At 47.4% G+C, this 24,790-nt stretch carries 26 protein-coding genes and 7 tRNA genes; 25 read left to right on the top strand and 8 right to left on the bottom strand.

Going from position 1 to position 24,790, the window contains the following annotated elements:
* Window positions 1-2: 2 nt before the first annotated feature.
* A complete protein-coding gene (locus DESAL_RS15605; protein ID WP_015852946.1) occupies window positions 3-914 on the bottom strand; it encodes an ArsR/SmtB family transcription factor in 912 nt (303 codons plus the stop codon).
* Window positions 915-1,096: 182 nt separating this feature from the next.
* On the opposite strand from DESAL_RS15605, the gene DESAL_RS15610 reads away from it, so the two are divergent.
* The 11 genes from DESAL_RS15610 to DESAL_RS15660 all read left to right on the top strand — a co-directional run bounded on the left by DESAL_RS15610 (window position 1,097) and on the right by DESAL_RS15660 (window position 4,124).
* Complete coding sequence (locus tag DESAL_RS15610) at window positions 1,097-1,600, top strand: DciA family protein (protein ID WP_015852947.1); 504 nt, start codon at window positions 1,097-1,099, stop codon at window positions 1,598-1,600.
* A gap of 36 nt (window positions 1,601-1,636) precedes the next feature.
* The gene (locus DESAL_RS15615) at window positions 1,637-1,984 is read left to right on the top strand and encodes a hypothetical protein (RefSeq protein ID WP_015852948.1); all 348 of its coding nucleotides are present in this window, start codon (window positions 1,637-1,639) and stop codon (window positions 1,982-1,984) included.
* An 84-nt stretch (window positions 1,985-2,068) separates the two neighbouring features.
* Window positions 2,069-2,143 (top strand) — tRNA-Gln (locus tag DESAL_RS15620).
* 21 nt (window positions 2,144-2,164) lie between these two features.
* Window positions 2,165-2,242, top strand: a tRNA-Glu gene (locus tag DESAL_RS15625).
* A gap of 92 nt (window positions 2,243-2,334) precedes the next feature.
* Window positions 2,335-2,412: transfer RNA gene (locus tag DESAL_RS15630), tRNA-Glu, on the top strand.
* Between the two features lie 173 nt (window positions 2,413-2,585).
* Window positions 2,586-2,858, top strand: coding sequence for a hypothetical protein (locus tag DESAL_RS20250; protein WP_041721946.1), 273 nt, complete (start codon window positions 2,586-2,588; stop codon window positions 2,856-2,858).
* Window positions 2,830-3,483, top strand: a complete 654-nt coding sequence (locus DESAL_RS15640) for a class I SAM-dependent methyltransferase (RefSeq protein WP_041721948.1) — start codon at window positions 2,830-2,832, stop codon at window positions 3,481-3,483. The genes DESAL_RS20250 and DESAL_RS15640 overlap by 29 nt, the downstream gene beginning before the upstream one ends.
* 84 nt (window positions 3,484-3,567) lie before the next feature.
* Window positions 3,568-3,642 (top strand) — tRNA-Gln (locus tag DESAL_RS15645).
* Window positions 3,643-3,700: 58 nt separating this feature from the next.
* A tRNA-Glu gene (locus DESAL_RS15650) sits at window positions 3,701-3,778 on the top strand.
* A gap of 95 nt (window positions 3,779-3,873) precedes the next feature.
* Window positions 3,874-3,951: transfer RNA gene (locus tag DESAL_RS15655), tRNA-Glu, on the top strand.
* Between the two features lie 95 nt (window positions 3,952-4,046).
* Window positions 4,047-4,124, top strand: a tRNA-Glu gene (locus DESAL_RS15660).
* A gap of 65 nt (window positions 4,125-4,189) precedes the next feature.
* Here the strand turns inward: DESAL_RS15660 and DESAL_RS15665 are convergent.
* Window positions 4,190-4,603 (bottom strand): NHL repeat-containing protein, encoded by a 414-nt coding sequence (locus tag DESAL_RS15665; RefSeq protein ID WP_015852949.1) that lies wholly within the window; start codon window positions 4,601-4,603, stop codon window positions 4,190-4,192.
* A gap of 104 nt (window positions 4,604-4,707) precedes the next feature.
* Between DESAL_RS15665 and DESAL_RS15670 the strand changes: the two genes are divergently transcribed.
* The 11 genes from DESAL_RS15670 (at window position 4,708) to DESAL_RS15720 (ending at window position 14,786) form a co-directional block, all read left to right on the top strand.
* On the top strand, window positions 4,708-5,589 hold the full coding sequence (locus DESAL_RS15670) for a LysR substrate-binding domain-containing protein (protein ID WP_245543752.1): 882 nt from the start codon (window positions 4,708-4,710) through the stop codon (window positions 5,587-5,589).
* A 95-nt stretch (window positions 5,590-5,684) separates the two neighbouring features.
* Window positions 5,685-6,209 carry an HD domain-containing protein gene (locus DESAL_RS15675; RefSeq protein ID WP_015852951.1) on the top strand — a complete coding sequence of 175 codons (525 nt, stop codon included), beginning with the start codon at window positions 5,685-5,687 and terminating at the stop codon, window positions 6,207-6,209.
* A gap of 207 nt (window positions 6,210-6,416) precedes the next feature.
* Window positions 6,417-6,983 (top strand): GAK system XXXCH domain-containing protein, encoded by a 567-nt coding sequence (locus DESAL_RS15680; protein ID WP_015852952.1) that lies wholly within the window; start codon window positions 6,417-6,419, stop codon window positions 6,981-6,983.
* A 9-nt stretch (window positions 6,984-6,992) separates the two neighbouring features.
* The gene (locus DESAL_RS15685; protein ID WP_015852953.1) at window positions 6,993-8,135 is read left to right on the top strand and encodes a PHP domain-containing protein; all 1,143 of its coding nucleotides are present in this window, start codon (window positions 6,993-6,995) and stop codon (window positions 8,133-8,135) included.
* Between the two features lie 96 nt (window positions 8,136-8,231).
* Window positions 8,232-8,504 (top strand): amphi-Trp domain-containing protein, encoded by a 273-nt coding sequence (locus tag DESAL_RS15690; protein ID WP_015852954.1) that lies wholly within the window; start codon window positions 8,232-8,234, stop codon window positions 8,502-8,504.
* Between the two features lie 3 nt (window positions 8,505-8,507).
* The gene (locus tag DESAL_RS15695) at window positions 8,508-10,160 is read left to right on the top strand and encodes a PhoU domain-containing protein (protein WP_015852955.1); all 1,653 of its coding nucleotides are present in this window, start codon (window positions 8,508-8,510) and stop codon (window positions 10,158-10,160) included.
* A gap of 23 nt (window positions 10,161-10,183) precedes the next feature.
* Window positions 10,184-11,059 carry a GAK system ATP-grasp enzyme gene (locus DESAL_RS15700; RefSeq protein WP_015852956.1) on the top strand — a complete coding sequence of 292 codons (876 nt, stop codon included), beginning with the start codon at window positions 10,184-10,186 and terminating at the stop codon, window positions 11,057-11,059.
* Window positions 11,059-12,147 (top strand): HprK-related kinase B, encoded by a 1,089-nt coding sequence (locus DESAL_RS15705; RefSeq protein WP_015852957.1) that lies wholly within the window; start codon window positions 11,059-11,061, stop codon window positions 12,145-12,147. The genes DESAL_RS15700 and DESAL_RS15705 overlap by 1 nt, the downstream gene beginning before the upstream one ends.
* A gap of 33 nt (window positions 12,148-12,180) precedes the next feature.
* Window positions 12,181-13,368, top strand: a complete 1,188-nt coding sequence (locus tag DESAL_RS15710; protein WP_015852958.1) for a GAK system CofD-like protein — start codon at window positions 12,181-12,183, stop codon at window positions 13,366-13,368.
* Between the two features lie 25 nt (window positions 13,369-13,393).
* A complete protein-coding gene (locus DESAL_RS15715) occupies window positions 13,394-13,741 on the top strand; it encodes an amphi-Trp domain-containing protein (RefSeq protein ID WP_015852959.1) in 348 nt (115 codons plus the stop codon).
* A 181-nt stretch (window positions 13,742-13,922) separates the two neighbouring features.
* Complete coding sequence (locus tag DESAL_RS15720; protein WP_015852960.1) at window positions 13,923-14,786, top strand: nitroreductase family protein; 864 nt, start codon at window positions 13,923-13,925, stop codon at window positions 14,784-14,786.
* A 38-nt stretch (window positions 14,787-14,824) separates the two neighbouring features.
* Here DESAL_RS15720 and DESAL_RS15725 read toward each other — a convergent pair whose 3' ends face one another.
* Together DESAL_RS15725 and DESAL_RS15730 are read right to left on the bottom strand one after the other, a co-directional pair.
* Window positions 14,825-15,325, bottom strand: coding sequence for a hypothetical protein (locus DESAL_RS15725; RefSeq protein WP_015852961.1), 501 nt, complete (start codon window positions 15,323-15,325; stop codon window positions 14,825-14,827).
* A 154-nt stretch (window positions 15,326-15,479) separates the two neighbouring features.
* The gene (locus tag DESAL_RS15730) at window positions 15,480-18,596 is read right to left on the bottom strand and encodes a PAS domain-containing hybrid sensor histidine kinase/response regulator (protein ID WP_015852962.1); all 3,117 of its coding nucleotides are present in this window, start codon (window positions 18,594-18,596) and stop codon (window positions 15,480-15,482) included.
* Window positions 18,597-18,841: 245 nt separating this feature from the next.
* Between DESAL_RS15730 and DESAL_RS15735 the strand changes: the two genes are divergently transcribed.
* Window positions 18,842-19,117, top strand: a complete 276-nt coding sequence (locus tag DESAL_RS15735) for a DUF2325 domain-containing protein (protein ID WP_015852963.1) — start codon at window positions 18,842-18,844, stop codon at window positions 19,115-19,117.
* Between the two features lie 88 nt (window positions 19,118-19,205).
* Here DESAL_RS15735 and DESAL_RS15740 read toward each other — a convergent pair whose 3' ends face one another.
* Both DESAL_RS15740 and DESAL_RS15745 read right to left on the bottom strand, forming a co-directional pair.
* Window positions 19,206-20,057, bottom strand: coding sequence for a deoxyribonuclease IV (locus tag DESAL_RS15740; protein ID WP_015852964.1), 852 nt, complete (start codon window positions 20,055-20,057; stop codon window positions 19,206-19,208).
* 29 nt (window positions 20,058-20,086) lie between these two features.
* Entirely contained in the window at window positions 20,087-21,223 is a 1,137-nt protein-coding gene (locus DESAL_RS15745; RefSeq protein ID WP_015852965.1) for a GAK system CofD-like protein, read from the bottom strand.
* A 230-nt stretch (window positions 21,224-21,453) separates the two neighbouring features.
* On the opposite strand from DESAL_RS15745, the gene DESAL_RS15750 reads away from it, so the two are divergent.
* Window positions 21,454-22,059, top strand: a complete 606-nt coding sequence (locus DESAL_RS15750) for a YqiA/YcfP family alpha/beta fold hydrolase (RefSeq protein ID WP_015852966.1) — start codon at window positions 21,454-21,456, stop codon at window positions 22,057-22,059.
* Here DESAL_RS15750 and DESAL_RS15755 read toward each other — a convergent pair.
* On the bottom strand, window positions 22,056-23,240 hold the full coding sequence (locus tag DESAL_RS15755; RefSeq protein WP_015852967.1) for a GNAT family N-acetyltransferase: 1,185 nt from the start codon (window positions 23,238-23,240) through the stop codon (window positions 22,056-22,058). The two genes, DESAL_RS15750 and DESAL_RS15755, sit on opposite strands and share 4 nt — an antisense overlap.
* 19 nt (window positions 23,241-23,259) lie before the next feature.
* Entirely contained in the window at window positions 23,260-24,174 is a 915-nt protein-coding gene (locus tag DESAL_RS15760; RefSeq protein WP_015852968.1) for a LysR family transcriptional regulator, read from the bottom strand.
* Between the two features lie 181 nt (window positions 24,175-24,355).
* On the opposite strand from DESAL_RS15760, the gene DESAL_RS15765 reads away from it, so the two are divergent.
* Window positions 24,356-24,781, top strand: coding sequence for an iron-sulfur cluster assembly scaffold protein (locus tag DESAL_RS15765; RefSeq protein WP_015852969.1), 426 nt, complete (start codon window positions 24,356-24,358; stop codon window positions 24,779-24,781).
* Window positions 24,782-24,790: the final 9 nt, after the last annotated feature.

Raw genomic sequence — 24,790 nt, forward strand, 5'->3', positions numbered from 1 at the left:
ATTTATTTCTTTTCAGATATACATACAAGGACGGTCAGTCCTTCATTTACAGGATAACGGCGGATATCCATAGAGCCGAGTCCGGCATCCTTCATCCAGCCGCCAAGTTCTTCTTCTGTAAAACCGAGCCTGCGGTCACCGAATTCACTGCGCATGCGTTCATTAGAATGAGACAGAAAATCGGCGATGACCAATTTACCACCACTGGAAAGAGTCCGCGCAGCTTCGGCTACAGCCTTGTCCGGGCGCGGCAGGTGATGAAGAACCATTGAAATAAAGGTCAGGTCTGCTTCCCAGTCGCGCAGGGGCAGATGGGTAAGTTCACCGATGCGCAGGCTGACGTCAGGATGATTACCCAGACGTTTTTCCGCCAGTTCGAGCATCTTGGGTGAGCTGTCCACACCGATAACGGTATTGCATTTGGAGAGCAGGCTTTCCAGCAAAGAACCGTTTCCGCAACCAAGGTCAACACCTACGTTGCAACGGTCCACAAGGTTCAGTAATTCATTATCCAAATTAAAATCACCGAACACATCGCTCTGCAAACGCTCCCAATCCTCAGCGATTTCATCAAAGAACTTGCGGGTCTCCAGATTACGCTCGGCCAGCACCTTGGCCACCCGGATACGATCTTCCTCGACCTCCGGCTCATTCTCAATAAGCCAGCTGATGGATTCCGCGAAACGGTTACCGCTGCCGGAACGGGCCAGACGGTAGAAATTCCAGAGCCCTTCCCTTCTGGATTCCAGAAGGCCGCTCTCGTGCATGATCTTCAAATGACGGGAAACGCGGGGCTGGGACATTCCCAACACCTGCACAACCTCACCCACGTTGAGTTCGTTATCCCGAAGCATGGCCAAAAGCCTGATGCGAATCTCATCGGACAACGCTTTGCTGAATTTCAAAATTTCCATCAAACACCCCATCGGCAAAACATAACAAAACCTTTATATAACAAAATATCAATGAGCACTACCTGTCACTTTCAAAAGCGTCAAGCACTAATATAATATGGCTGGGTGAAACCTTTTGCCAATGAAGGATTTGTTGTATAAAGAAGCTTCACCGAACGAACATTACGGGTATAACATATAATATGGCAGCAAAGAAAAAATATAATGGCCCTCGCAAGCGGGTATTTCACCCCCGGCAGCGCGCACCGCGACATGTGGGTGAAGCAATGGGCGACTACGTTTCCGATCTGGACGGACAGTACAAGCTCATGATTCCAAGGCTTTGGAAAGCATGGCCCGAGCTAATGGGCGAGCTGGCAGAATTCGCCAAGCCGCTGGGTCACCGCAAACGCACTTTGATCCTTGCATCCGATGATTCCGTAGCCGCGCAGGAGCTCTCATATTTCGCCCCGGAGATCCTTGAAAGAATAAATTCATTTTTTGGTGAAGAAGTCTTTGACAAGGTGCTGTTCGAGCTGTTAAACGGCAGGGTTCCATTGGACGGGTACGAATTAAAACGTACTGAGTTCAAGGACGCCAAGATCAAAAAGCCCGGCAAAATAGGCGGGTTGAAAGACAAGTTTGATCCAGAATCGGCGGTCGGAAGATGTTATCTGAAATACGTCCGCCTTTTTGAAAAATCATAAATTTCAGGGCATAAAGCCCACCTTAAGGAGGATATTATGAGTGATGAAACCCCCACCCTCGAGAGCCTGGAACTGACTAAGCCCCTCGAAAAAATGACCACCAAAGACCTGCGTCAGCTCTGCATGGACAAAATGCCCCTGATCGCTGGTGCTTCCGGTATGGACAAAGAAACCCTGATTTCCAACATCAAGGAATATCTTGGAATCGAAGACGAAGAAGGCGCAGTTTCCCCTTACAAAGATCGCATCCTCAGCATCAAAAGACAGATGAGAGAAATGCGTATTGAGAAAAAAGCTGTTGAAGGCCGCAAAGAGCGTGCACAGCTCCGCCGCAAAATCAACAGAATGAAAAAGCAGACCCGCGCTCTCGCTAAGTCTGTATAATTATTTATTTTCGAAATACTCAAACTTTTTCGAAAATAGTTGTTGACAGGAAGAGGCAGTTACAATAAACACTCTTCTCGTTGCTGGGACATCGTTCAATTGGCAGGACGACGGGTTCTGGTTCCGTTAATCAAGGTTCGAGTCCTTGTGTCCCAGCCAACAACAAATTTTATGAGATGCGTCCCCATCGTCTAGCCTGGCCCAGGACACCGGCCTTTCACGCCGGCGACGGGGGTTCAAATCCCCCTGGGGACGCCACTCAAAAAAAGACTTGAACTGCCAGAACAAGTCTGCAAAAATCCAGCTTCACGCTAAAAGGCCATAGTGAAGCAGGTACATATTCAAGATGCGTCCCCATCGTCTAGCCTGGCCCAGGACACCGGCCTTTCACGCCGGCGACGGGGGTTCAAATCCCCCTGGGGACGCCACGAAATTTCAAGCCCGATTCGCAAGATTCGGGCTTTTTCGTTTTTAAAGCTCAGAACAACATCCTCTCCTCTCCGCTTTCACCCTGTCCACTGATTATCCTCACCCAAGTTGACAGCACAACTGTGTTTGGGCAATCCATAGAAAATAACCATCACCTTATACTGAGATGCACATGAGCAAAAAACAGATCGCCAAAGCCATCGGGCAACACTGGGATGAACACCGAGCACAAGCCACCCCTCAGCGCAACCGCTGGTGGAAGTCCCCAAGAATTGTCGGACACATCAATAAGATGATTTGCGGTAAATACCTCACAGGAGTCAGCGAAGGGCCCATTGAGCTCATAAAAGAATTTCTTAATGGCAAATCATTCAACGAAGCCCTGTCCATCGGCTGCGGAGGTGCTCATAAAGGAATTGGAATTCGTAAAACAGGGCTTAGTTGACCATTTTTACCTCTACGAACTGAGCGAAAAGAATTGCGAACTTGCCAGGCATCGCTTTGAAAGCGCTGGATACGGGGATAAGGTAACGGTTATCAACAATGATTTCTTCGAAGATCAGCCTCGCGAGTTCGATCTCATCCACTGGGACAACTCCCTGCACCACATGTTTAATTCACGTGAAGCAATTGCAAGAACATACGAATGCCTGCGTCCGGGCGGTCTGTTCTACATGAATGATTTTGTGGGGAGCACCAGATTTCAGTGGTCCGATACGGAATTGGAACAGATCAACTACTTCAGAAAGAACCTGCCCCCTGAAATCTACAACAATCCCCTTGGTGGAAAATTCCAGCAGCAAGTAGATAGGCCTTCACTCAAACAAATGATCGCTGCCGACCCTTCCGAAGCTGCTGATTCAGCTTCAATCATCCCCGCTCTTGAGGAATTACTCCCAAGTCCAAAAATAATCCCCACCGGGGGCACAATTTACCATACCGCCCTGAACGATGTTCTCGTGAATATAGAAGAGGATTCCCCGCTGCTGACCCAAGCCTTAAAAATTGACGAAGCCATTACTAAAAAAGGATTTTTTCAGTATGCGGTTTGTTTGGCGAGGAAGGAATAGACACTCTCCCTTCACTTTTCACAAAAAAGATTTATTTTCTTGTTGACAGCCTGAGCTAATCTACATATACCTCTTTCTCGCTGCTGGGACATCGTTCAATTGGCAGGACGACGGGTTCTGGTTCCGTTAATCAAGGTTCGAGTCCTTGTGTCCCAGCCAGCCAAATTTCGCCCTCTTCACCTACCAGGTATCTGAAGAGGGTCTTTTATACAGATGCGTCCCCATCGTCTAGCCTGGCCCAGGACACCGGCCTTTCACGCCGGCGACGGGGGTTCAAATCCCCCTGGGGACGCCATCAGTGAAAACGACCTTTAGCCAGAAGGTCACCCATAAATCCGGCTTCGTTAAAAGTGATTCAGGCCACTGAAGCAGGTACATATTTTGAGATGCGTCCCCATCGTCTAGCCTGGCCCAGGACACCGGCCTTTCACGCCGGCGACGGGGGTTCAAATCCCCCTGGGGACGCCACTCAGTTAAAAACGACTTGCCAGCCAAGTCTTTATATAAAATCGGCTTCGTTAATAGTGATTCAGGCCACTGAAGCAGATACATATTTAAGATGCGTCCCCATCGTCTAGCCTGGCCCAGGACACCGGCCTTTCACGCCGGCGACGGGGGTTCAAATCCCCCTGGGGACGCCACTTTTCATAAAAAAAGGATTGAATCGAAAGATTCAATCCTTTTTTGCTTTCCTGACCGGACGCCCTTAATTAATCCCTGTGACCACCCCGTTTCGCTGGACAAATTTCACCTCTCCATCCCTATCCACAAAAATAGCCTGCGGACTTGATTCCAACTTCCTCACCATCTGCACCTTTCCATTTACAGCTACCCTGAACAGCCTGAGCTGCGATTCTGAGAGCACATAAACCGAATTATCAGGAGCAGTGCAAAGACCGCTTATACGCCCGAATCCGTCCGCAAAACGCACCCACTCACCATCACCGTACATTATATAGATAATTCCCTCTTCCTGATTGGCGATGTAGTGGTTTCTCTTGCCCTCTGCCACCAGCATTCCGGCCGAAGACGATTCCGGCATCAATACCAGAAGAGACATTACAAACACGACTGCGAGAACACTCCGGCCTACAAAACCTGAAAAATACAATCCGTACATTTTGAATACCTCCAATTTGTGTTTGATTAAACTTATGTCAGCATATAATATCAATCCAATACCATTTAACTGCCTATTAAGATCAAAAAGGTATCATTATGCGCATGCGTCAACTTCGCTACTTCCAAGCTGTTGCCGAAGAACTCCATTTCGGAAAGGCAGCGGAAAGGCTTCATATCCAGCAACCGCCACTCAGCAGGCAGATTCAAAATCTTGAAGAAGAGCTTGAAGTCGAGCTGTTCAAACGCACCAACCGGAAAGTCGAGCTGACTGACGAAGGGAGATATTTCCTTAAGGAAGCCAAAGAGATTCTGACGATTATGGATCGTTCAAAAACAACGCTCCAAGCCATGGGAGACGGAACAGCAGGAAAGCTGCATGTAAGCTTTGTATACTTGGCCCTATCCTCAACATTCCCGCAAATTATGGGAGACTTTATTGAGGACTATCCTGACGTTGATGTCAGCCTCCATGAGGAAAACACATTTTTTCAGGTTAATGCTGTGAAGGAAGGAACCCGCCACATCGGATTTGTAACCATGCGAATGGTCGATATTGAAAGCCTTGAAAGCATGGTTGTACACAGATGCGCATCATGCGCAGCGGTTCCTGCAAACCATCCTCTGGCAAAAAAAGATGTGCTTACCCTGCGAGACCTATCAGAGTTACCCTATATATGTAGTGCTGATTCTTTTTGCCGAATGCGGGTAAAAGAAATGCAAAAGATATTCGAACAGCAGGGTCTTGAATTAAAAATAGGTATGAAATACGAACGCAAGCACACCGGAAACGTATTCGTAGCCGCCGGATTGGGCTGGACCGTAATCAACGTGGATTCAGCCGGGACCATCCCCGATGGCATCGCCCTCAAGCCCTTGGAAATAGAACTGCATCCCTTTGAAATCGGGATGATATGGAATCCTGAACGCGCGACTCCGCTGGTAAGGAATTTTATTGAGTTTTATAAGGAACGGATGGATGAATAGTTTATTCTGATCTTTTTTTGATTAAAATGAATCCGACATTCAAATCAAAATTTAGCTCAATAATCGCAATCTACATTATATAAGGAAACGACCATATGCCCATCCCAACCCCAGAACAATGCGAACAACTCCTCGCCTCCAACAACACACCGGAAGCGAGCATCATTCACTCCCGAATTGTGCGCGATGTAGCCCGCCGCATCGGGCGCGACCTGAAATGGTTGCGTGACCGTGGACCGAATATGGCCCTGATCACTGCTGCTGCCCTTTTGCATGACATTGCCAAGGGTCAGCCGAACCATGCTGCTGCCGGAGCCGCCATTGTACGCGGAAGCGGCTATGACGAAGTAGCGGACATTGTTGCCGCCCATAATGACATTGAATTTTCCGGCGATTTTCCGGTTACTGAAAAAGAGATCGTCTTTATTGCCGATAAATTGGTTAAAGGCGACCAGATGGTCACTGTTATCTATATGTTTGACCATAAAATCGAATCCTGCACCGATGAGGAGCTTCTTGCCAAGCTGAAACAAAGCAAGGAAGTCGCCCTGCGCATCAAGACTTCCATTGAACAGGAAACCGGCAAAAATCTCGAAGAGCTTGCCATTGCTGAAGATTAAGTTCTTCTCTGAATATTTACCAGATAAAGCCCGCAGGTATGTAACAATGCCCGCGGGCTTTTGCGTTTCCAGCTCTGATGGGGTTATAATTGAATCTTAACGTTGCAAACTTGTAATAGTTTCGCGATACTTACAAAGTAAAACTCAGCTATCAATCTTAGTTTCCATACTAACCCCTATTAAAATCTTGCAGATCAGGAGAAAGGGATGGCTAAAAAAAGCAAAATTGAAAAATATATACAGCCCGGAGAACTCCCGGAATTCCTTCGTAAAATAGCGGACGCACTTGAAGGTGGGGCCTCGGAAGATGATGCCTACCTTGTTATGATCGAAGGATTCAAAAAGCTGAAAATCAACATCCGCAATGAATACGGGCATACCGCCGTAAAAGTCACAGCCAAGCCCATGCCCTCTTCCATGTCCAGTGAAAAAGAAGACCTCGCAGACGCAGATAGTGCTTCACCCACAGAGCAGGACAGTGAAAGCAAACCCAGTTATAAGAGCCTAAAAAAACGAATGAAGGCTTCCTTCAAGGTAATCTTTAAATCCGTCCATGCGGGAACACTCCCTCCGCCTGAAGTAGTGGAAGAATTCATGGCAGATTCACGCACTATGGTCAGTTTTGAAGGCCACGGAGATGAATACTATGACGAATTCATTGCCGCCTGCGAAAAATTTCAGCAGGCCTGCAATAATTCAGACGTGCAGGCAGCCCACAACGCCTGTGACGAGATCAACAGCATCACCGCCCACTGCCATTCAAGGTACAAATAAGAGGACATCATGAACGCAGCAGCCTCCTGCCCCGCGGCAGTAAAAGTTTCCCCCGAAATTACAGATGAGGATCGAGCACGGTTCCACGAAGTAATATCCACCGAACTTGCCGATTGGCAGATTGAACAGGTGGTCACACCCTCAAAAATCCATGCCCGGCAGGAAAACCTGCTGGCTGTGCACTGGCACCCTGAATTCGTGCCATTCGAATACATTTCACAGCGCGTAAAAAAAATGTTTCCCAACGTGCACGACAAACTGATGATCCCTACCCAACACAATGTGCTTATGAGTTACGGGGATTACACCGGGGTCGAAGTGGACTGCTATGCCAGCGGATTCAACCAGAAAGTACAGCTCCTTCTGCATTTTGAAAATGAAAAGGTAAAAGAAGCCCACGTACTTAAATCAATGCTGGCTCATACCTTCAAATACCGCTCCTCCCAGCTTTTCGAATACATGGACTCCATCACCAAACCCATAACAGAGCGAGTGGAGAAGGCAGCCAAAGCCACCGGTGCAGATGAAGACCTTGTGGAAATGGTCAGGATCTACGTGACCAAAATCCAGACCATGCTTGATGAAGAGTGGTCTACCGTGCCCAAGGACTCCATTAAGAACAAGCTCCTGCGCAATTACTTTGACGCCATGCGCCCAAAATACGGCGACAACCTGATTAACCGCATTCAGGCTTATATCAAAGAGGTTAAGAAGCTGGTCAAAGCAGACTTCTCTTTAAAATTCTTCTACCGGGCCACAGAGGTGATTGAAGAAGCGCGTTCTCTTGGCGGCTGTGTAGTTATTCCGCACCCTGAAGAGTTCTGGCCCATCCTGCTGGCTAAATATGATGTGGACGGAATTGAGGTCTGGAACCCGCAATCCCAGCGTTATACCGACTTCCTTATCTCCGTGGTCAACGAGCAGAACGCGTCCCGCTCTGCCGGAAGCAAGGAGTTGCTTATCTTCATGGGCGATGATTGCCATATGAGTGAAAAGACCAAGCCTCTGGATACTCAGGATACAGCCAAAGCTGCCCGTGAAATCGGTCTTCAACCTGCTTGGGATGACCTGAATATAAGGAAAAAACTTATTGTGGCCGGAATCGACCGCCATTCAGTAATACAGGAATACAAAGCCCGCATGGCAGGCTAGCAGAATTTTATCTTCGTCATCGAATCTTTACCTTGCTGCAATAATTATCATTACTCAAAGTGCTAGTAAGCAGCAAAACATTCATGGAGAATTCTGATGGCAAGTGAAAAGAAATTCGTATTTGAATCACTGCAGGATAGGGAGACGATCCGCACTTTCCTGCAATCCCTTGTGGAAGGCTTTGAATCAGGAAAGATCAAGCTTTCCACCAACGGTGACGAAATTGAGCTGCACCCGGAAGGTCTGCTTAACTTCACCGTAAAAGCAAGACGCAAAGAAAACGGCAACAAAATAAATATTAAAATCGGCTGGAAGGATTCCGACGGGAACGATAACCCCAGCGACAAAACCCTAAACATCGACACTTAAATTATGCTCACATTTGAAGGGTTGGATGAAAACTTCAAGTTCCTCATCCTCGAGGTATTGAACCAACTTAAGGCTACACGGGAATTCGTGGCTTCGCCCTCCCGTTCCCTGTTTCGCAAGATAACTTCTCGCGATGACTACATCGATAACCTGAAGACTGTCATTGAGAACAAGTCTTATTCCCGCATCAACAGCACTATGGACCTCGACCCCAAGCTGCTGAACAAGATCAGGGCAATTCAGGTTTCATCGGTCAATCTGGAACGTATCGGCGACCATTGCGTCAACATTATTAACCAGATGGCCTATCTGGAGGATAAAGGTTGCGTAAACCGTTACGAATGCGCCGAAGCCTTTGATATCATCGAAGAAACCGTTGCAAAGATTGCTGAAGGTTTCAGCTCGGAAGATATGCCTCTGGCCCTTGAAATATGTAAGTCTGAATACAGGTTGGATTCACTTTACAAGGACAATTTCAACCGCATCATGGCTGAGATGGGCAGCGGGAAAAACATCCCCGACCGCGTAACCTGCCTCTTCATATTCCGCTACCTTGAAAGGATCGGCGATTCCCTGCTCAACATCGGGGAAGCGATCATATTTTCCATCCTAGGCGAGCGCATCAAAATTGAGCAGTTTGAATCGTTGCAACAGACCTTGAGCGTTTCCGGTTATGACGGTTCTTTCTCGGATATCGACTTTCAGGGTATATGGGGTTCGCGCTCCGGCTGCCGCATAGGTCGAGTCCAGACAAAAGATAAGGATCAGGCTCCCCCGGTGGCACAGGGAAGTATCTACAAAGAAGGCAATCTCGACAAAATCAGACTGGAAAGAAACAGCCTTGAACAATGGAACCAACGTTTTCCGGGCATGGTGCCTGAAATATTCGGCTTCCACGAAAACAAGGATGAAAATAAAGGTTCCATGCTAGTCGAGTTCCTGCCCGGATGTACTCTCGATACCATGATCCTGACCTCTGATGACGCAGACCTTGAAAACGCGCTGTTCACCCTTGAACAAACCCTGCGCCATGTCTGGAGCATCACCAAAAAGGACGGCCCTGCTCCGACAACCTTTATGGCCCAGCTCAAATCGCGCCAAAACGGAGTACTACAGGTTCACCCGGAATTTCACCGCAATGCCCGCCAGATGGGAAATGCTGAAATTATTTCCTCCGAAGCCCTCCTCAATGAATGCGCGGCAATCGAAAAGTCTCTTCCGGCTCCTTTCACTGTCTTTATCCACGGCGATTTCAACTGCAACAATGTGGTTTACAGCAACGAAGACGAAAGGGTCAGATTCATCGACCTGCACCGCTCCCGTGACTTTGACTACATTCAGGACCTGTCGGTCTTCCTTGTTTCCGGCTTCCGTATGCCGGTCTTTGAACGGCCCATCAGAAACAAAATCAATGCTGTGATTTCGCGCATGTACAGCTTTGCGGAAGAGTTCGCTCAGGAAAACAATGACGAAACATGGCAGGCGCGTCTTGCCCTTGCTCTGGCGCGCTCCTTCTACACATCCACCCGTTTCGAGTTCAACTACACTTTTGCTAAAGAAATGTTCAACCGTTCCATGTTCCTGCTGGAAAAGATGAACCGTTACAACGGTAAATGGAATAATTTCATTCTGCCGGAAGACATCCTTCATTACTAAAAGTTTTAGAAAAGGTGCTGACAATGAAAATAGGTGTAATCGGACTTAAAGGCGCATGGTCCTCCGAACAGCTTGCCAAGGCAGTAGCTGAAAAAACAAGCCGGGAACCGAGAATATTTGAAATGCAGGACATGCGTCTTGACCTGCCCTCCGGTCGGGCCATTGTGGAAGGCGAAGACCTTTCAACCTATGACGCGCTGATCATAAAAAAGATAGGCAGGCAATACTCACCGGATCTGCTGGATCGCCTTGAAATGCTGCGCATGCTTGAAGGACGCGGAGTAAAAATATTTTCATCGCCCTACTCCATCCTGCGCGTGCTGGACCGCCTAACCTGCACCATATCCCTGCAATTGGGAGATATCCCCATGCCTCCGACCACTATCACCGAGGACGTGGATCACGCTCTTGCTGCAGTGGAGGAATATGGAGAGGCAGTATTCAAGCCTCTGTACAGCACCAAAGCCAGAGGTATGTTTGTTCTCAAGCCCGGACCTGACGCTCGCAAAATTATTGAGGATTACCATCAGGAGTACAACACCATGTACATCCAGAAGACAATCGACCTCAATGACAGCGACCTCGGCATAGTCTTTCTGGGCGGGAAATACCTGACCACCTACGCCCGCTGCAAAACCACGGATTCATGGAATACAACCACCGTGAACGGCGGCAAGTACGCCCCCATTGATCCTCCGCAGGAGATCATCGACCTTGCGCAAAAGGCACAGGCAATCTTCAACCTTGATTTCACCTGTGTAGACGTAGCCATTACCCCTGACGGTCCATTTATTTTTGAAGTATCTGCTTTCGGCGGTTTCCGCGGCCTGCGCGATGCAAGAGGCATTGATGCTGCTGCCCATTACGTAGACTATGTAATCAATAAGGTGAAAGGATAATGAACCAGACCGCAATGACCAGATCAGCAATTGTTGAAAAATACCGCAGAGAATTCCCGGTCACCGAGTCCCTGTTTATTGATTTCGGCGGTTGCGTAATTGAAACGCGGGTTAACAACTCTGACCTACTGGCTGACCTGAACAATTACTTCAAAGAATTTCTGGTAGATACAAACAAAGGCGACATCCTGATCACCGCCCACGAATGCCCTGCAGTGGACCTCGGCCTTGAATACACTGTAAAGCAGCCTGATCCCGGCAAGACCAAAATCAAGGAAGAATTCCATAACCTTCCAGACGGTCGCGTCGTTTACAAAAGGCTGACCGGAATGATCTTCGTCTTCGGTGGAGGCGAAAACATCGCCATCGGACCCTGCATTGAAAATTCCAACCAGCTCATAAACTTCATCAACAATCGTTTTATAGAATTCAAGCTCAACCACGGTTGTTATCTGGGACATGCCGCAGGGGTTATCGCAAATGGACGAGGCATTGCTATGGCCGGATTTTCAGGCATGGGTAAATCAACTCTCGCCCTGCACCTTATGAGCCGTGGAACTACTTTCGTCAGCAATGATAGGATCATGGCTGAAAAGAACGGTAACTCCCTGACCATGTACGGTGTTGCCAAACAGCCGCGCATCAACCCCGGGACAGCTCTAAACAACCCCGACCTTTCCTGCATAGTTGCCCCTGAAGACAAGGAAAAATTTATGTCCATGCCTAAGGAAGAACTCTGGGAGCTGGAACATAAATACGATGCCCTCATAGATGAGTGCTACGGCAAAAACAAATTTATTCTCAAGGCCCCCATGAGCGGGCTTGTTATCCTGAATTGGCAGCGTGACAACTCTGAAACTGAGATTAAAATTGTTGATCCCAAGGAGCGTAAGGACCTGCTTCCAGCCTTTATGAAAGGAACCGGACTCTTCTATCTCCCGGACTCTTCGGAAAATGAAATGGATCCTGATGTTGACGCCTATGCTGATTTTCTGTCAAAGACAACTCTCATTGAAATCAGCGGCGGTGTGAATTTTGATAAAGCTGCCGATGCCTGCCTGAAATTCATGAAGGAAGGCAAACTTTAATCAACATTAATTATTACCAACCCAAGGAAGTTGATGCGCATTAAGATCGAACGAGAAGTCAGGGTGCCGGACCCGATCAAGCTGGAACGCTATAGAAGAACCCCGGACCTCGGCCCCCGAATACTCTTTTTCAGCGGCGGAACTGCGCTTAAAAAGACTTCCTCTGTACTTACCCAGTACACTCACAACAGTATTCATGTGATCACCCCCTTTGACTCCGGGGGCAGCTCTGCGGTCATCCGCAATCATTTCAATATGCTGGCTGTGGGCGATATCCGTAACAGGCTTATGGCTCTTGCAGACCAGTCCGTCCTTGGCAACCCGGAGATATATCGCCTTTTTTCCTACCGCCTGCCAAGTGACGCCGATGAAAATGAACTGCGTGCTGAATTCGAAGAAATGATGGAATGCAAGCACCGTCTTGTACGCGATATTCCGGCACCAATGCGCAAAATCATCCGCAACCATTTCATCAAATTTGCCGACATCATGGACGATTTCAATCTGCGCGGAGCCAGCATCGGCAATATAATTTTAACTGCCGGATACATCAGCAACCGTCGTCATATAGACCCGGTAATCTATATTTTTTCCAAGCTTGTTGAAGTACGCGGAACAGTACGTCCCACCGTGAACAAGGATGTTCATCTTGCAGCAGAATTAGAGGACGGAACTTTCGTTGTCGGACAGCACCTGCTTACCGGCAAGGAAGCATCCCCCATCGGTTCCGGCATCAAAAAACTCTGGCTGGCTGAAAAGCTAGGCGATTCGACTCCCTGCGCAGTCCAGATTCGCGAAAAAATGACTAAACTGATCAACAGCGCGGAACTGATCTGCTACCCTTTGGGAAGTTTCTATTCCAGTGTAGTAGCCAACCTGTTGCCTGAGGGCATCGGCAGGGCTGTCAGTGAGAGCAAATGTCCTAAAGTGTTCACACCCAACACCGGAACCGACCCGGAGTTGAAAGGGCACTCCCTGACTGACCAGATCAACAAACTTCTCTACTACCTGCGCAAGGATGATCCTGAAAACATCGAGATCAAAGATGTGCTCAATTTCGTTCTTGTGGACTCGGTGAACGGAATTTATCCCGGTGGAATAGATATAAAAGAGATAAATAAACTCGGTATCAGGGTAATCGACTGCGAGCTTGTCAGCGAGAAAAGCACTCCCTATCTGGATCCGGAACTTCTCTCACAGGCCCTGCTTTCGCTGACCTGACTACCGAATAAAAAGGCAGGTGCATATGAGTAAAGAAGGTAGAAACAAGGTAAGCCTGAAAAAGAAAGTCGGGCACGAAGAAGCCGTAGCCATTCTGGAAGACATCCTGAAAAGCTTTAAATCAGGAGACATGGTTATCCAGAACGGTGAAGATTCAATAACCCTGAATCCTTCTGATAAAATCAGTATGGAAATCAAGGCCAAAACCAAGAAGCTGAAAAACAAACTCAGTATGGAACTTTCATGGAAAGTGGAGCCGATTGAAGCTGAGGATTTCAGTATTACTGAATCCGGGCCCGATGACCCTGAAAATGAAACTCATGAAACAAAACCTGAGTTCAGCAAAGCAAGGGTCATTAAAAAAGCTGAGTAACACATTAACTCAACGCATATATTCCAACTCCTCTCTATATCAAATAGGGAGGAGTTTTTTATCCTCTAGTGAGAGATAACGCTCACCAATATTGCTCCGCTCCATTTTACGCTGGTCAAACCACGAACAATGCTTATTTATTCCGAATACCAAATTCACCACACAAACACAGGACACTTAAATGTTACCAGTTATTATTGACACTGAACTCTGTAAAAGGGACGAACTTTGTGTACATGAATGCCCGCTCATGGTCCTGACCGTGGAAAAAAAAGGGCAAGTCCCCGTAGTCCACCCTAAGAAAACCAACTACTGTATCAATTGCGGCCACTGTATGGCCATCTGCCCCACCGGGGCCATCACTCTGAGCGCCTTTGAAGGCCAAGCTGCAGAGCCCTTCAGCAAAGAAGACCTTCCTGACTCCGCTGCTGTTGAAACACTGATCAAAACCCGCCGCTCTGTGCGTAAATTCAAAAAGAAGAATATCAGCGCAGATGAGGTAGGCGAGCTTATCCACACCGCAGCCTATGCTCCTTCCGGTCACAGTGCCCAGCCTGTTTCATGGACAGTCCTTGATACGCCTGAAAAGGTCCTTGAACTGGGAAAAGTCGTTGTTGAATGGATGGAAGAAATGGTGAAGCAGAAGAACCCACTGGCGGAAAAGCTGTTCCTTGCGGGTTTGGTCAACACCTGGAAAAAAGGGAAAGACGTGATCTGTCGCGATGCTCCTGCTGTTGCGGTTGCATGGGCACCGAAGCTGGGTATCACCCCGCAGGCGGACACTGTAATTGCCACTAACACCCTTGAAATTGCGGCTCATGCTAAAGGATATGGAACATGCTGGGCCGGATATGTGGTGCTGGCAGCGGCATACAGTCAGAAAGTGCTGGATTACCTTGGAGTTCCTGAAGGACATATGGCCCACGGAGCTTTGTTCCTTGGGCATCCGGCGGTAAGGTACCGCAATATCCCGCCACGGCATAAATCCGTAGCCGAAGAACAGGACGGAAAATTCATTTTCCGCGCCCGTCCTAATACGCATTAAGAAATTCCCCCCATTTTCTATAGAAAATGGGGGGAATTTTATTTTTCTTCATTAACACGCTTACCGGGCATGAAAGCCGTGCGTAGAAATTTCGGAGTAAAAATCCGGAAGGGATTTCGGACCAGCATATCCGGCATGACATGATACCAGCGGTATCCCAGACGGTGGTATACCTTTTTGGCAAGACAGCCATATCCGGTCTGCCTTGCGGCCCATAGAGCGGCATCGCGCTGGCATCTTGAAGTAGCAACAGCTTTGAATATTTTATCGCTGAACCCTTTATCGACGAGCATTTTACGGATACGCAAATATTCGCGGTAACGGCTGATAATGTCAGCTACGGAGAAGAAAGCTCCGGTCACCCAGCTCATGGCAATAGCAGCCGAGGTAATAAACCCCAGACTATGCCCATCACGGTAAAATTCAGCAGCAAGCCATGCCAAGGTCACGACCATGCCGATACAAAGCCCCAGAACAAAATGAGGTAAAGGGGCCACACGTAAATAATTATATTTTTTCTGTGCAAGAGCCTTTATCATCGTAATTCGCCTGTAAAATCACTAAACTAAAAGACTACCAGTTCACTAATAGTCTACGCCACGATTAGGGAATTACCATCGTAATCAAAACCGTTCAAGAAATATCGGACACAGAAAAATAGCCGCTATGCTGTGAAAAACAGAATTTCACGCGCTAAGACTTGATAACCTTAGCCAGCTCAGCCAGTAAATCATCAACATTAAAAGGCTTAGTGATGCGTGAATCCATTCCGCTGTCAAAACACTTCTGCAGGAAATCTTCGCCTACATTGGCTGTAAGAGCCACTATCCTGACCGGAGAATGGGTTTTACGTATTGCGCGCGCAGCTTCAAAGCCATCTAGCACAGGCATCTGGATATCCATAAAGATTATATCGAAATCATCAGATTCATTGAACGTATCCACCGCATCCTTGCCATTTTCGACCATCACATAATTTTTAAGGCCGTTCTTTTCAAAAACCTTGCGCAACAGAATACGGTTCATCTTGCTATCTTCGGCCACCATGACTTTCAGGTCGGAATAATCAACTGAATCAAAATCTTCTTCGGAACCATCCGCAACTTCCTGCGGCTGATTAAAGTTTCGGCATACTTCCACAGGCAGGACAAAAGAAAATAAAGCACCGCCCTGCTCATTATTCCGGGCTGAAAGTTCTCCGCCCAGATGCTTGACCAGCTTATAGCAAATAGCCAGTCCAAGGCCGGTACCACCGTATTTTCTGGTAATGCTCGGGTCGGCCTGAACAAAAGATTCAAATAATGATTCCGCACCATCTTTAGGCAGACCTATTCCTGTATCCGAAACCTCGAAAAGCAATCTGAGCTTGCCCCCTTCACCTTCAGGACCCTCCGGCCTGCATCTAAGGGTAACATTTCCTTTATCGGTAAACTTGACCCCGTTTCCAAGCAGATTAACCAGAACCTGACGCAACCGGAGACTGTCCACACGTACACAATCCGGCACATTCTCAGCTTCAAGGATCACCTGCAAAGGCTTATTCATGGCGCCGATATCTACAACATCCCCCATCTCCCGCAGGAAAGCCGGGAAGTCGATATTCTCCTCATTTAATTCCATATGGACAGAATCAAGCTTAGAATAATCAAGGATGTCATTAACAATAACCAGCAGGCTGTCTACTGAAGACTTAATCAACCTTAGATTTTCCTGCTGCTCAGAAGTCAATTCAGAGCGTTGAAGCAACTGAACCATACCCTTAACCGCATTCATGGGAGTTCTGAATTCGTGGGTCATGTTTGCCAGAAAGCGTCCTTTGGCCTCATTTGCTTCCTGCGCCTCTTCCCTGCTGCTTCTCAGTTCTTTCTCAATCCTTTTCAGTTCAGAAATATCTTCGACAGCAACAAGAACGCGCTCCCAAGAATCTTCACACCCCGGAACAATGGTCAGGTTGAGAATAAAAAACTGCTCCCTGCCATCCAGACGCAGAAAACTAAATTCACTGCGATGCCTCTCGGCTCCTTTGAGCAAATCCAGAAAAACAGTCCTGTAAATACGCCATGAATGCTGGGTAACATAGGGAGAGAAACCGACATCAATCAGTTGTTCAAGGGAAGATGTCCCAAAAAATTCTATGGTGCGGTTATTTGCATCAATTATTCGTATGTTCTCTACGCATCGGGACACAGATTTATGATCAGATAAAAGCTCTTCACGGATAACCGGCAACATGTCCGGGCCATACGAATCAAAAATCTCTTTTACTGAACTCAGATCGAGTTCCCATAGGGCAACAGGGGAATTCTCAAAAAGGGACCTAAACCGCCACTCACTTTTCTGTTGCTCTTTTTCTGCCTTTTTCCGGGCAGTTACATCAATGACAAACCCTTCCACATACGCAGACATTCCCGGTTCAGACTCAACAAGCCTCATATCTCTGGAGGTCCAGACCGTGCCACCATCCTTGCGCTGGCATTCAACTTCATACGAAGCAACCTGCCCGGCAAAACGAAGCATCTGCACACACCGCTGCCAGTCCTGACTATTCATATAAACCTGATCGCCGACACTGGAAACTTCCGAGATCAGTTCATCGCTGTTCTCATAGCCGTATAATTCCGCAAGAGCTTTGTTTGCAGTCAGATAACTTCCGTCCAAAGTCGCCTGAAAAATTCCCATGGGGGCATTATCAAAAATATCGCGAAACTTAATCTCAGCCCGTCTGCGCAAGGCATCCGCAAGATGTCGATTCCTGATCTCCTGCTCGACCTTGTCCTTCTGCCTGTTAACCTCATCTATTCTGCGGGAGGCCTCCTGCATTCGAGCTTCATAAATCTTATTTCGCAGCACTCCCCGGATAAGCCAGAAACAACCGACTGAAATCAAAATGAAGATAAACAGGTACAGTGCAAACTGCATCCTGATACTTAAAAATCCGAAGAACTGTTCCTCTTCAACCAGACTTATAACACTGAGTGATGTCCCCTGAACCGGCGAGGAAATAGCCAGATAGTCAACTTCACGGCCAGATTTACCGGCTTCCAGAACAGTAAGGCCGTCCCAGTCATGAAGAACATCCATGAGCAGCAATTCACCGCTCTGACGGGCAGAATGGTCTGATACAGCGACTACAGCCCCGCCCACACGCAAGAAATCAGTACCCACGGAAGGAGATACCGTCATTAACTCAAGGCTTCGGTGCAAACTTTCAACTCTGGTCCAGCCGACAACAGTTCCCCTTATCCCCTGCGAGACATCAATAGGGACACTGACGACAATAGAAAGCTCCCCGCCATATTCCCCGGCAAAAAAAGCAGGCGTCCCATACCGAACCCTATATTTGGAAAACTCATAATCATCTGCATTCAGCAGACACTCGCTATCAGAATCCAAAATCAGATCACCATCTTTATCAAGTACGGCAATCCGTGAAAAAACCAGTTCGTCCCCAAGACTTCTCTTAGCCAGAGTCCGGCTAAGCAAAGAACATATATCTCCGGCTATTGCCGGAGCTTGTTGGACAATCTCCCCTTCTCCTTCTTTCAAAACATTGAGCAGGGAACGTACAGACTTACTGGCAGCCACTCGCTTCAATTCAGAAACACGTTTGGAATAATAAAAACTTACGGCCATAGCACGTTTGGCGGATTCACCGACAAACAATTCGCGGGCAGTATTCCGTACCTGCAACTGGGAGGAATACCCCGTCCACAAAATCAGTCCGACAAATCCGGCAAAGATTAAAATCGTACAGATCAGAAGGATACGGTAACCCGAACGGCTCTTATGGCTAGTCTTATTTTTACTCATCAAATCAGATCTTTCCGTTACTGGAGAGGCAAAATTAAACCATTGGACAAATAAACAGCCCTAAATTTCGTGATAGATTAATTCGATCTAAGGTGAACTATATGCCTAAATTAAAAATATTGTAACAATCTTAGCATACTTAGGCTTATTTTTCGCACAATTTTAAAAAAAAACAAACCCTTACTTGACACTGAAAATCATTTTCACTAAATAATGAAAAACACCCAAAAAAAATGGAGGCAATTATGTGCGCAGCTCTTATCGGTGGAATGGACAGACTTAAAAGGGATTACATTGTTTCTGCCAAGGAAAAAGGCGTTAAACTTAAAGTATTCACGGGAAAAGAAAATAAGGTTTCTGCGAAACTAGGCAGTGCCGATCATGTTATTATCTTCACCAACCAGATCTCCCATGCGGCTAAAAAAGATATCGTAAAATACACCAAGGCCAAGCAGATACCTCTGCATATGTTCCACTCATGTGGAGTTTCCACTCTGAAAAGCTGCCTTGAAAATCTTTAATTCCAAAATGGGAAATAGGCATCCCGGCGGGAAAGACGGTTTGGAGACAGTCTTTCAGCCAGCCGAGGACACCTGTTTCTGATCCCTGCTATTCATGCAGGGAACGCAAAAGATCAATATTCATTTTATCGAGCTTAAAATCGGGATCATCTTCTTTCGGAGTTTCTATAACCTTGGCCACAGCAGCAAACCGTGTGTCATTGATTATATACCTGAATCCATCAAGTCCGATACTGCCCTGCCCGATATGTTCATGACGGTCCTTATTGGAACCAAGCTCCTGCTTACTGTCATTGAGATGAAAAAAACGGATAAAATCAAGTCCGATCAATTTGTCAAAACGTTCGAACACCTCAGCACATGACTCTGCACTGCGAAGGTCGTAGCCGGCAGCAAACGCATGGCAGGTGTCAAAACAAACTCCCATTCTTGATGTATAGCCGGAATCTTCCAGAATAGTAGCCAGTTCCCCGAACCTGCTGCCCAGATTGGTTCCCTGTCCGGCAGTATTCTCAATAAGTACTTTTACTTCTTCGGTTTCCGAAAGGGCAATAGCCTGATCCAGATTTGCAACATACCGCTCCAGGGCTTCAACCTTACCGGAACCAAGATGAGATCCGGGATGGGTAACCAGATATTCAATGCCCAGCTTTTCAGTACGACGCAATTCTTCAGCAAAGGCTTTCACTGATTTTTCAGCACTGTCCGCTTTAGGAGAAGCAAGGTTTATGAGATATGAATCATGGACGCTGACCGGATAGTTGCCCCATTCTTCTCGCAATGTCTTGAAATTTTTCACTACCTTTTCTTCAAGTGGCTTCACCTTCCACTGACGCTGGTTGCGGGTAAAAATCTGCAAAGCTGTTCCGCCGACAGACATAATCCGCTCTACAGCCTTATCCACCCCGCCGGTTATGGGCATATGGGCACCTATATACATAGAAAATATCCTTCTCTTATTTACGAATCCTAGTTCTTCACTGATGCCAGTTCCAAAAGTATCGGAGCCAGCAGTTGCGGGTCAATAAGACCATCAGACTCGTCTGAAACCAATGTGCGGTCAATTACTTTCAAAGGAAACTTTTCCAAGGCAGCCAAATCCGGTTCTTCCTGATAAGTACCATTCTCAGAATCAATAAGAATGTAATTAAGCACTGCTTCCGATCCGATATAAGCGGAATTGTCCATACGCAAGACTTCAAGCAGCCGCTCAACCTGCAAATTAATACTGTGCCCGATCAGTTCCGGGTCGAAGCCCATATTGGGAATGAATACTTTGGGACAGGGATTTAGTGAAATAGCATTCCCCAATCCCTGGGGAGAAATGGCTGCCAGCATGCTGGAATAGAAACTACCCATGGGATAAACGATCATATCCGCATTATTAACCAGATTTATGGCCAGCGAAGAGCCATGAACCGGACGCGGCCAAGGATCATCCACCCCGGAACAAATCCACATACCATCGATAGGGGAGGATATCGGATCAGTCTCCTTGCCTGTGAATTGATGCTGTCCGGCCAGAATTTCGCCATTTTCCAGACGAACAGCCAGATGCCCGTTATCCACTGTGGAAGCCCGGACAATCCCCCGTGCCCCGATAAGTCGGGAAAGCTGAGCGATAGGAGGGGCAAGTATTCGCTGATGGGCCATAAATCCTGCTGCAAGGACAATATTTCCAAGACTTGCATTAACCGGATCAAAATTATCACCGGCCAGTTCAATAAAAAGAGCAAAACGATCAGAAAGTATTTTTCGTACTATTTCGGAAAAACCGTCCATCAAGGAATGTGAACCGTTGGCAAGATGGGAAAGCTGTCCGTAGAGAGCGGTCTTGTCAGCATAGCGCGGCAAACGGGTGGCAAGGAGTTCCACAATATTCGCTTTATCGGGATTTTCCTTATCCGCAAGGGCAAGCAGACGGTTGCGGACATCCCCCACAGCAGGCATGTCAAAGACTTCACGCAGAGCAGCAGAACTGCCACCGGAATCAAAAGTGGTGATGATATAAGCACACTTCGGATTGACTTTCGCGAGCTCGGCGGCCAACCCGTTCAAAGCCGTCCCCCCGCTGAAAAAAACAATTTCCGGATGCTCTTTGCTCACTAACGTCCCGCCTATTTTTTACTGTACTTTTGGAAATTGCCCAACCGCAAGAAAATACAGGAAAATCATGTCATAAAAAGAGACCTGAACAAGAACATAGGTTACGGCTTATTCTGCGAAAACATTTCCTGTTTTCCTTGCAGACCGGCACCCTTTTTATTATTCAGGGCAATATATCCGACATATTCTATTTTCATAATTAGCAAACAACATACCTCAATCTCACTGATATGAAAAACATTTTTCTTAACATACATGGATTTGGATCTTCAGGCGCAAACTCCAAGGCTGCTGCACTGAGCGAGAACTTCCCCGAACATGAACTTATCAGCCCGGACCTGCCACCGGACCCGATAGAGTCCCTTGAAATCATCGAGACCATTGTGCTGGAAAACATGAACAGGCCATTGGTCCTGCAAGGTTCATCCATGGGCGGACTGTATTCACTGATTATGCATTTCAGGCATTCTGTCCCGGCCCTGCTCATTAATCCGGCGTTGACTCCGGCAGCATTGGTCCGCAACCGTCTGGGCGATACATACGAATTTGCCAACGGTGACAGCATCCTCATTTCCGAAGATCACGTAAACCGCTTTGCAGAAGTGGAAGATGAATTGAATAGGGGAATTGCGGAAAAAGGAGTTCGTAGCGGAGAAGTACTGGCCCTGATCGGCGAACAGGACGAGCTTCTTGATCAAAAAATCATGAAATCAATACTGAGAAAAGCCGGGGCTGATATCATTTCCTACAATACCGACCACCGCTTTGAAGGCTATGAGCAGACCTGTCGCCATGACATTAAGGTAAGGGAATTTCTGCTGAACTTGCGGGATTAATCTTTTTCTCCGCCCAAACGTCCTACGGGCATGAGATCATTCATCTCGCTGATGTATCCGTTTTCAAGATTGTTCACTTCCTGAATATAAGTCTTGAAAGTCAGGTCCATAGACGGATCGGTAAACTTGTGCAGACTATAGGAGGGGGTGGAAAAAAATCCGCGTCTAGCCTTATGTTCACCGCCCATACCGGGATCGTAAAGACTTATCCCGTTAGCAACAGCCCATTCAATGGGTGCGTAATAACAAAGTTCAAAGTGGAGAAAACGGACTTCTTCAAAACATCCCCAGTACCTGCCCCAGAGGCGGTCACCGGAAAACACAAACATTGAAAGAGCCAACGGGTTAGGGTCATCTCCCCGTAAGGCTACGGTGAACATCAGATTTTCCCGCATGCTCTGCTTCAGCATCTCAAAGAAATCAGGTGTAAGGTATTTGCAGCTCCAGACCCCGAACTTATCATTGGTGGAAACGTAACAGCTATACATGAGGTCGAAATAACGATCCGGTATTTCGTAACCTGTCAAAGTCAGCACGCGGATATTGTCGCTCCGCAAAGCCTTACGTTCACGCCGGACGGTCTTGCGCCTGTTACTGTTCAAGGTTGTCAGCCAATGGTCAAAGTCCCGGTAATCGTCATTGGTCCAAACATAGCCCTGATGTTTCCATGCAGCATAACCGTAGGCCTCCATTTCAATGCCCCAATCCGGGTCAACAAAATTAAAGGCACAACTGCCCAGTCCGTTAATTGAACAGAAACGGTCGAGGGTCTGGCTTATTAATGCGGTAATTCTTTTCGCAGAGGCACCGGGAGTTACCATAAAACGATAACCGGATGCAGGCGTATAAGGACTCATGCCTACAATCTTGGGGTAATAGGCCATCCCACCTTTCTGAGCCACCTCCACCCAAACCCGGTCAAAAATAAATTCCCCCTCACTCTGATCCCGGACAAAAAGAGGAGCCGCGCCTACCAGACGCCCCTCGGAACGAACAAGTAAGTGAGCGGTAAGCCAACCTGTTTCCGGCGTGGCGCTCCTGCTCTGCTCAATAAGTCGCAACCAGTCCCACTCAAGAAAAGGAAAATTCAATTCCTTTGCGAGAAGGTTCCATTCATCACGATCGACTTCAGTAATAGAAGGAATCCATGAAATTTCAAGTCCGTCCAGAATATCAGTCATTTACCAACCCTAAAAACTTCTAACCGCTGACTTTCCCTGCAAAGGCTTTTGATACCGAGAAATAATCCGCAACCCATTCCATAAAAACTCCCGCCGTATTGGAGTAATCCTCACTGTTCCATACCATAAAGATGTCCATACGCGGAAAGTCATCACTTATGGGGACCATGGCAATACCCTTTCGTGCCACACGGCTGTTTTCCGGTAGAAACGTTACCCCCATACCGGATGAAATCAGAGCCGAGGCACCGGAAAGACCGGAAATTTCCTGCCTGACCTTCGGCACCAATCCACGGGAAGTAAAGGCTTGCATGATTGAGTCATACAAATCCGGCTGTCCGCTACGGGGAAACATAAGCAGGTTCTCCCTCGCGATTTCTTTCAATGATACGCTTTTTTCAGCCGTAAAGATATGGTCTTCCGGAACTGCGAGAACATGTTTCCTGGAGAAGAGCTTAACTGAAGACAACCCCTCCATAGCGCGCAGGTAAACCGTCGAAAACCCCACATCCAACTCACCGGAATGAATCCTCTCCAGCTGAATGGAAGCACCGAACTGACTGAGCCGAACCGAAACTCCGGGATATCTATGGCTGAAAGAACGAACAGCCTCCGGCAAAAGGCTGTCCATAGCAATCTCCATGAATCCGACCTTTATATTGCCGTATTCGCCTTTGGCCATCCTGCCGACAGTAGCCGCTGCTTCTTCAGCTTGAGCCACTATATCCAGAGCCTGTTTGTAAAAATAACGTCCTTCATTGGTCAGACGAACTTTACGGCTGTTGCGCTCCAGCAGGCGCGCACCAACTTCTTCCTCCAGCCCCTTTATCTGCTGCGAAAAAGGAGGCTGGGCAATATGTACCCTGCGGGCCGCACGTCCGAAGTGCAGTTCCTCGGCTACGGCAATAAAATATCTCAGTTGCCTTAATTCCATCAATTAGAATCCATTTTATAGCCAACCGGAAGAAATTCTCCGGTTTGGTTTTATTCAACAATAAATCCTGTATAATTACAATATTAAACTCCGACGGCAAAAAAACGGCAAAAAGTTTGATTGATTTTTTTCCCGCCTTGAGCCAACCTCTGCACGCTTTATCTAAAAAAGGAGTTTTTTTATGAGTGATAATCTTGACGATCTGCTTTCCAATATTCAGCAGCAATGCGATGACGCAGCACACGATATGTTCGGGAAGGAAACCTCCCGCTGGCACAACCCGACCTACGCACGGACCATGGAAAATCCGGACAGCACCGGAGAAGTCAGGGGCAACTGCGGAGATGTCATCAAAATATTCCTCAAGATAGACAATAACACCGTCAGTGAAGCTTCATTCTTCACCACCGGATGCGGCCCCAGCATTGTCAGCAGCGACATGGTCTGCGAACTGTGCATGGGCAAAAATATTGACGCAGCATCAGAAATCGACGGAGAAGACATCCTCGAAAGACTCGGCGGACTGCCCGAGGACAAAACTCATTGCGCCCATTTAGCTTCTTCTGCCATGCAGGAAGCACTGGGTAACTGGATGGAAAAAAAATAGTCCATACGG

The organism is Maridesulfovibrio salexigens DSM 2638 (assembly GCF_000023445.1).
Classification (GTDB): Bacteria; Desulfobacterota; Desulfovibrionia; order Desulfovibrionales; family Desulfovibrionaceae; genus Maridesulfovibrio; species Maridesulfovibrio salexigens.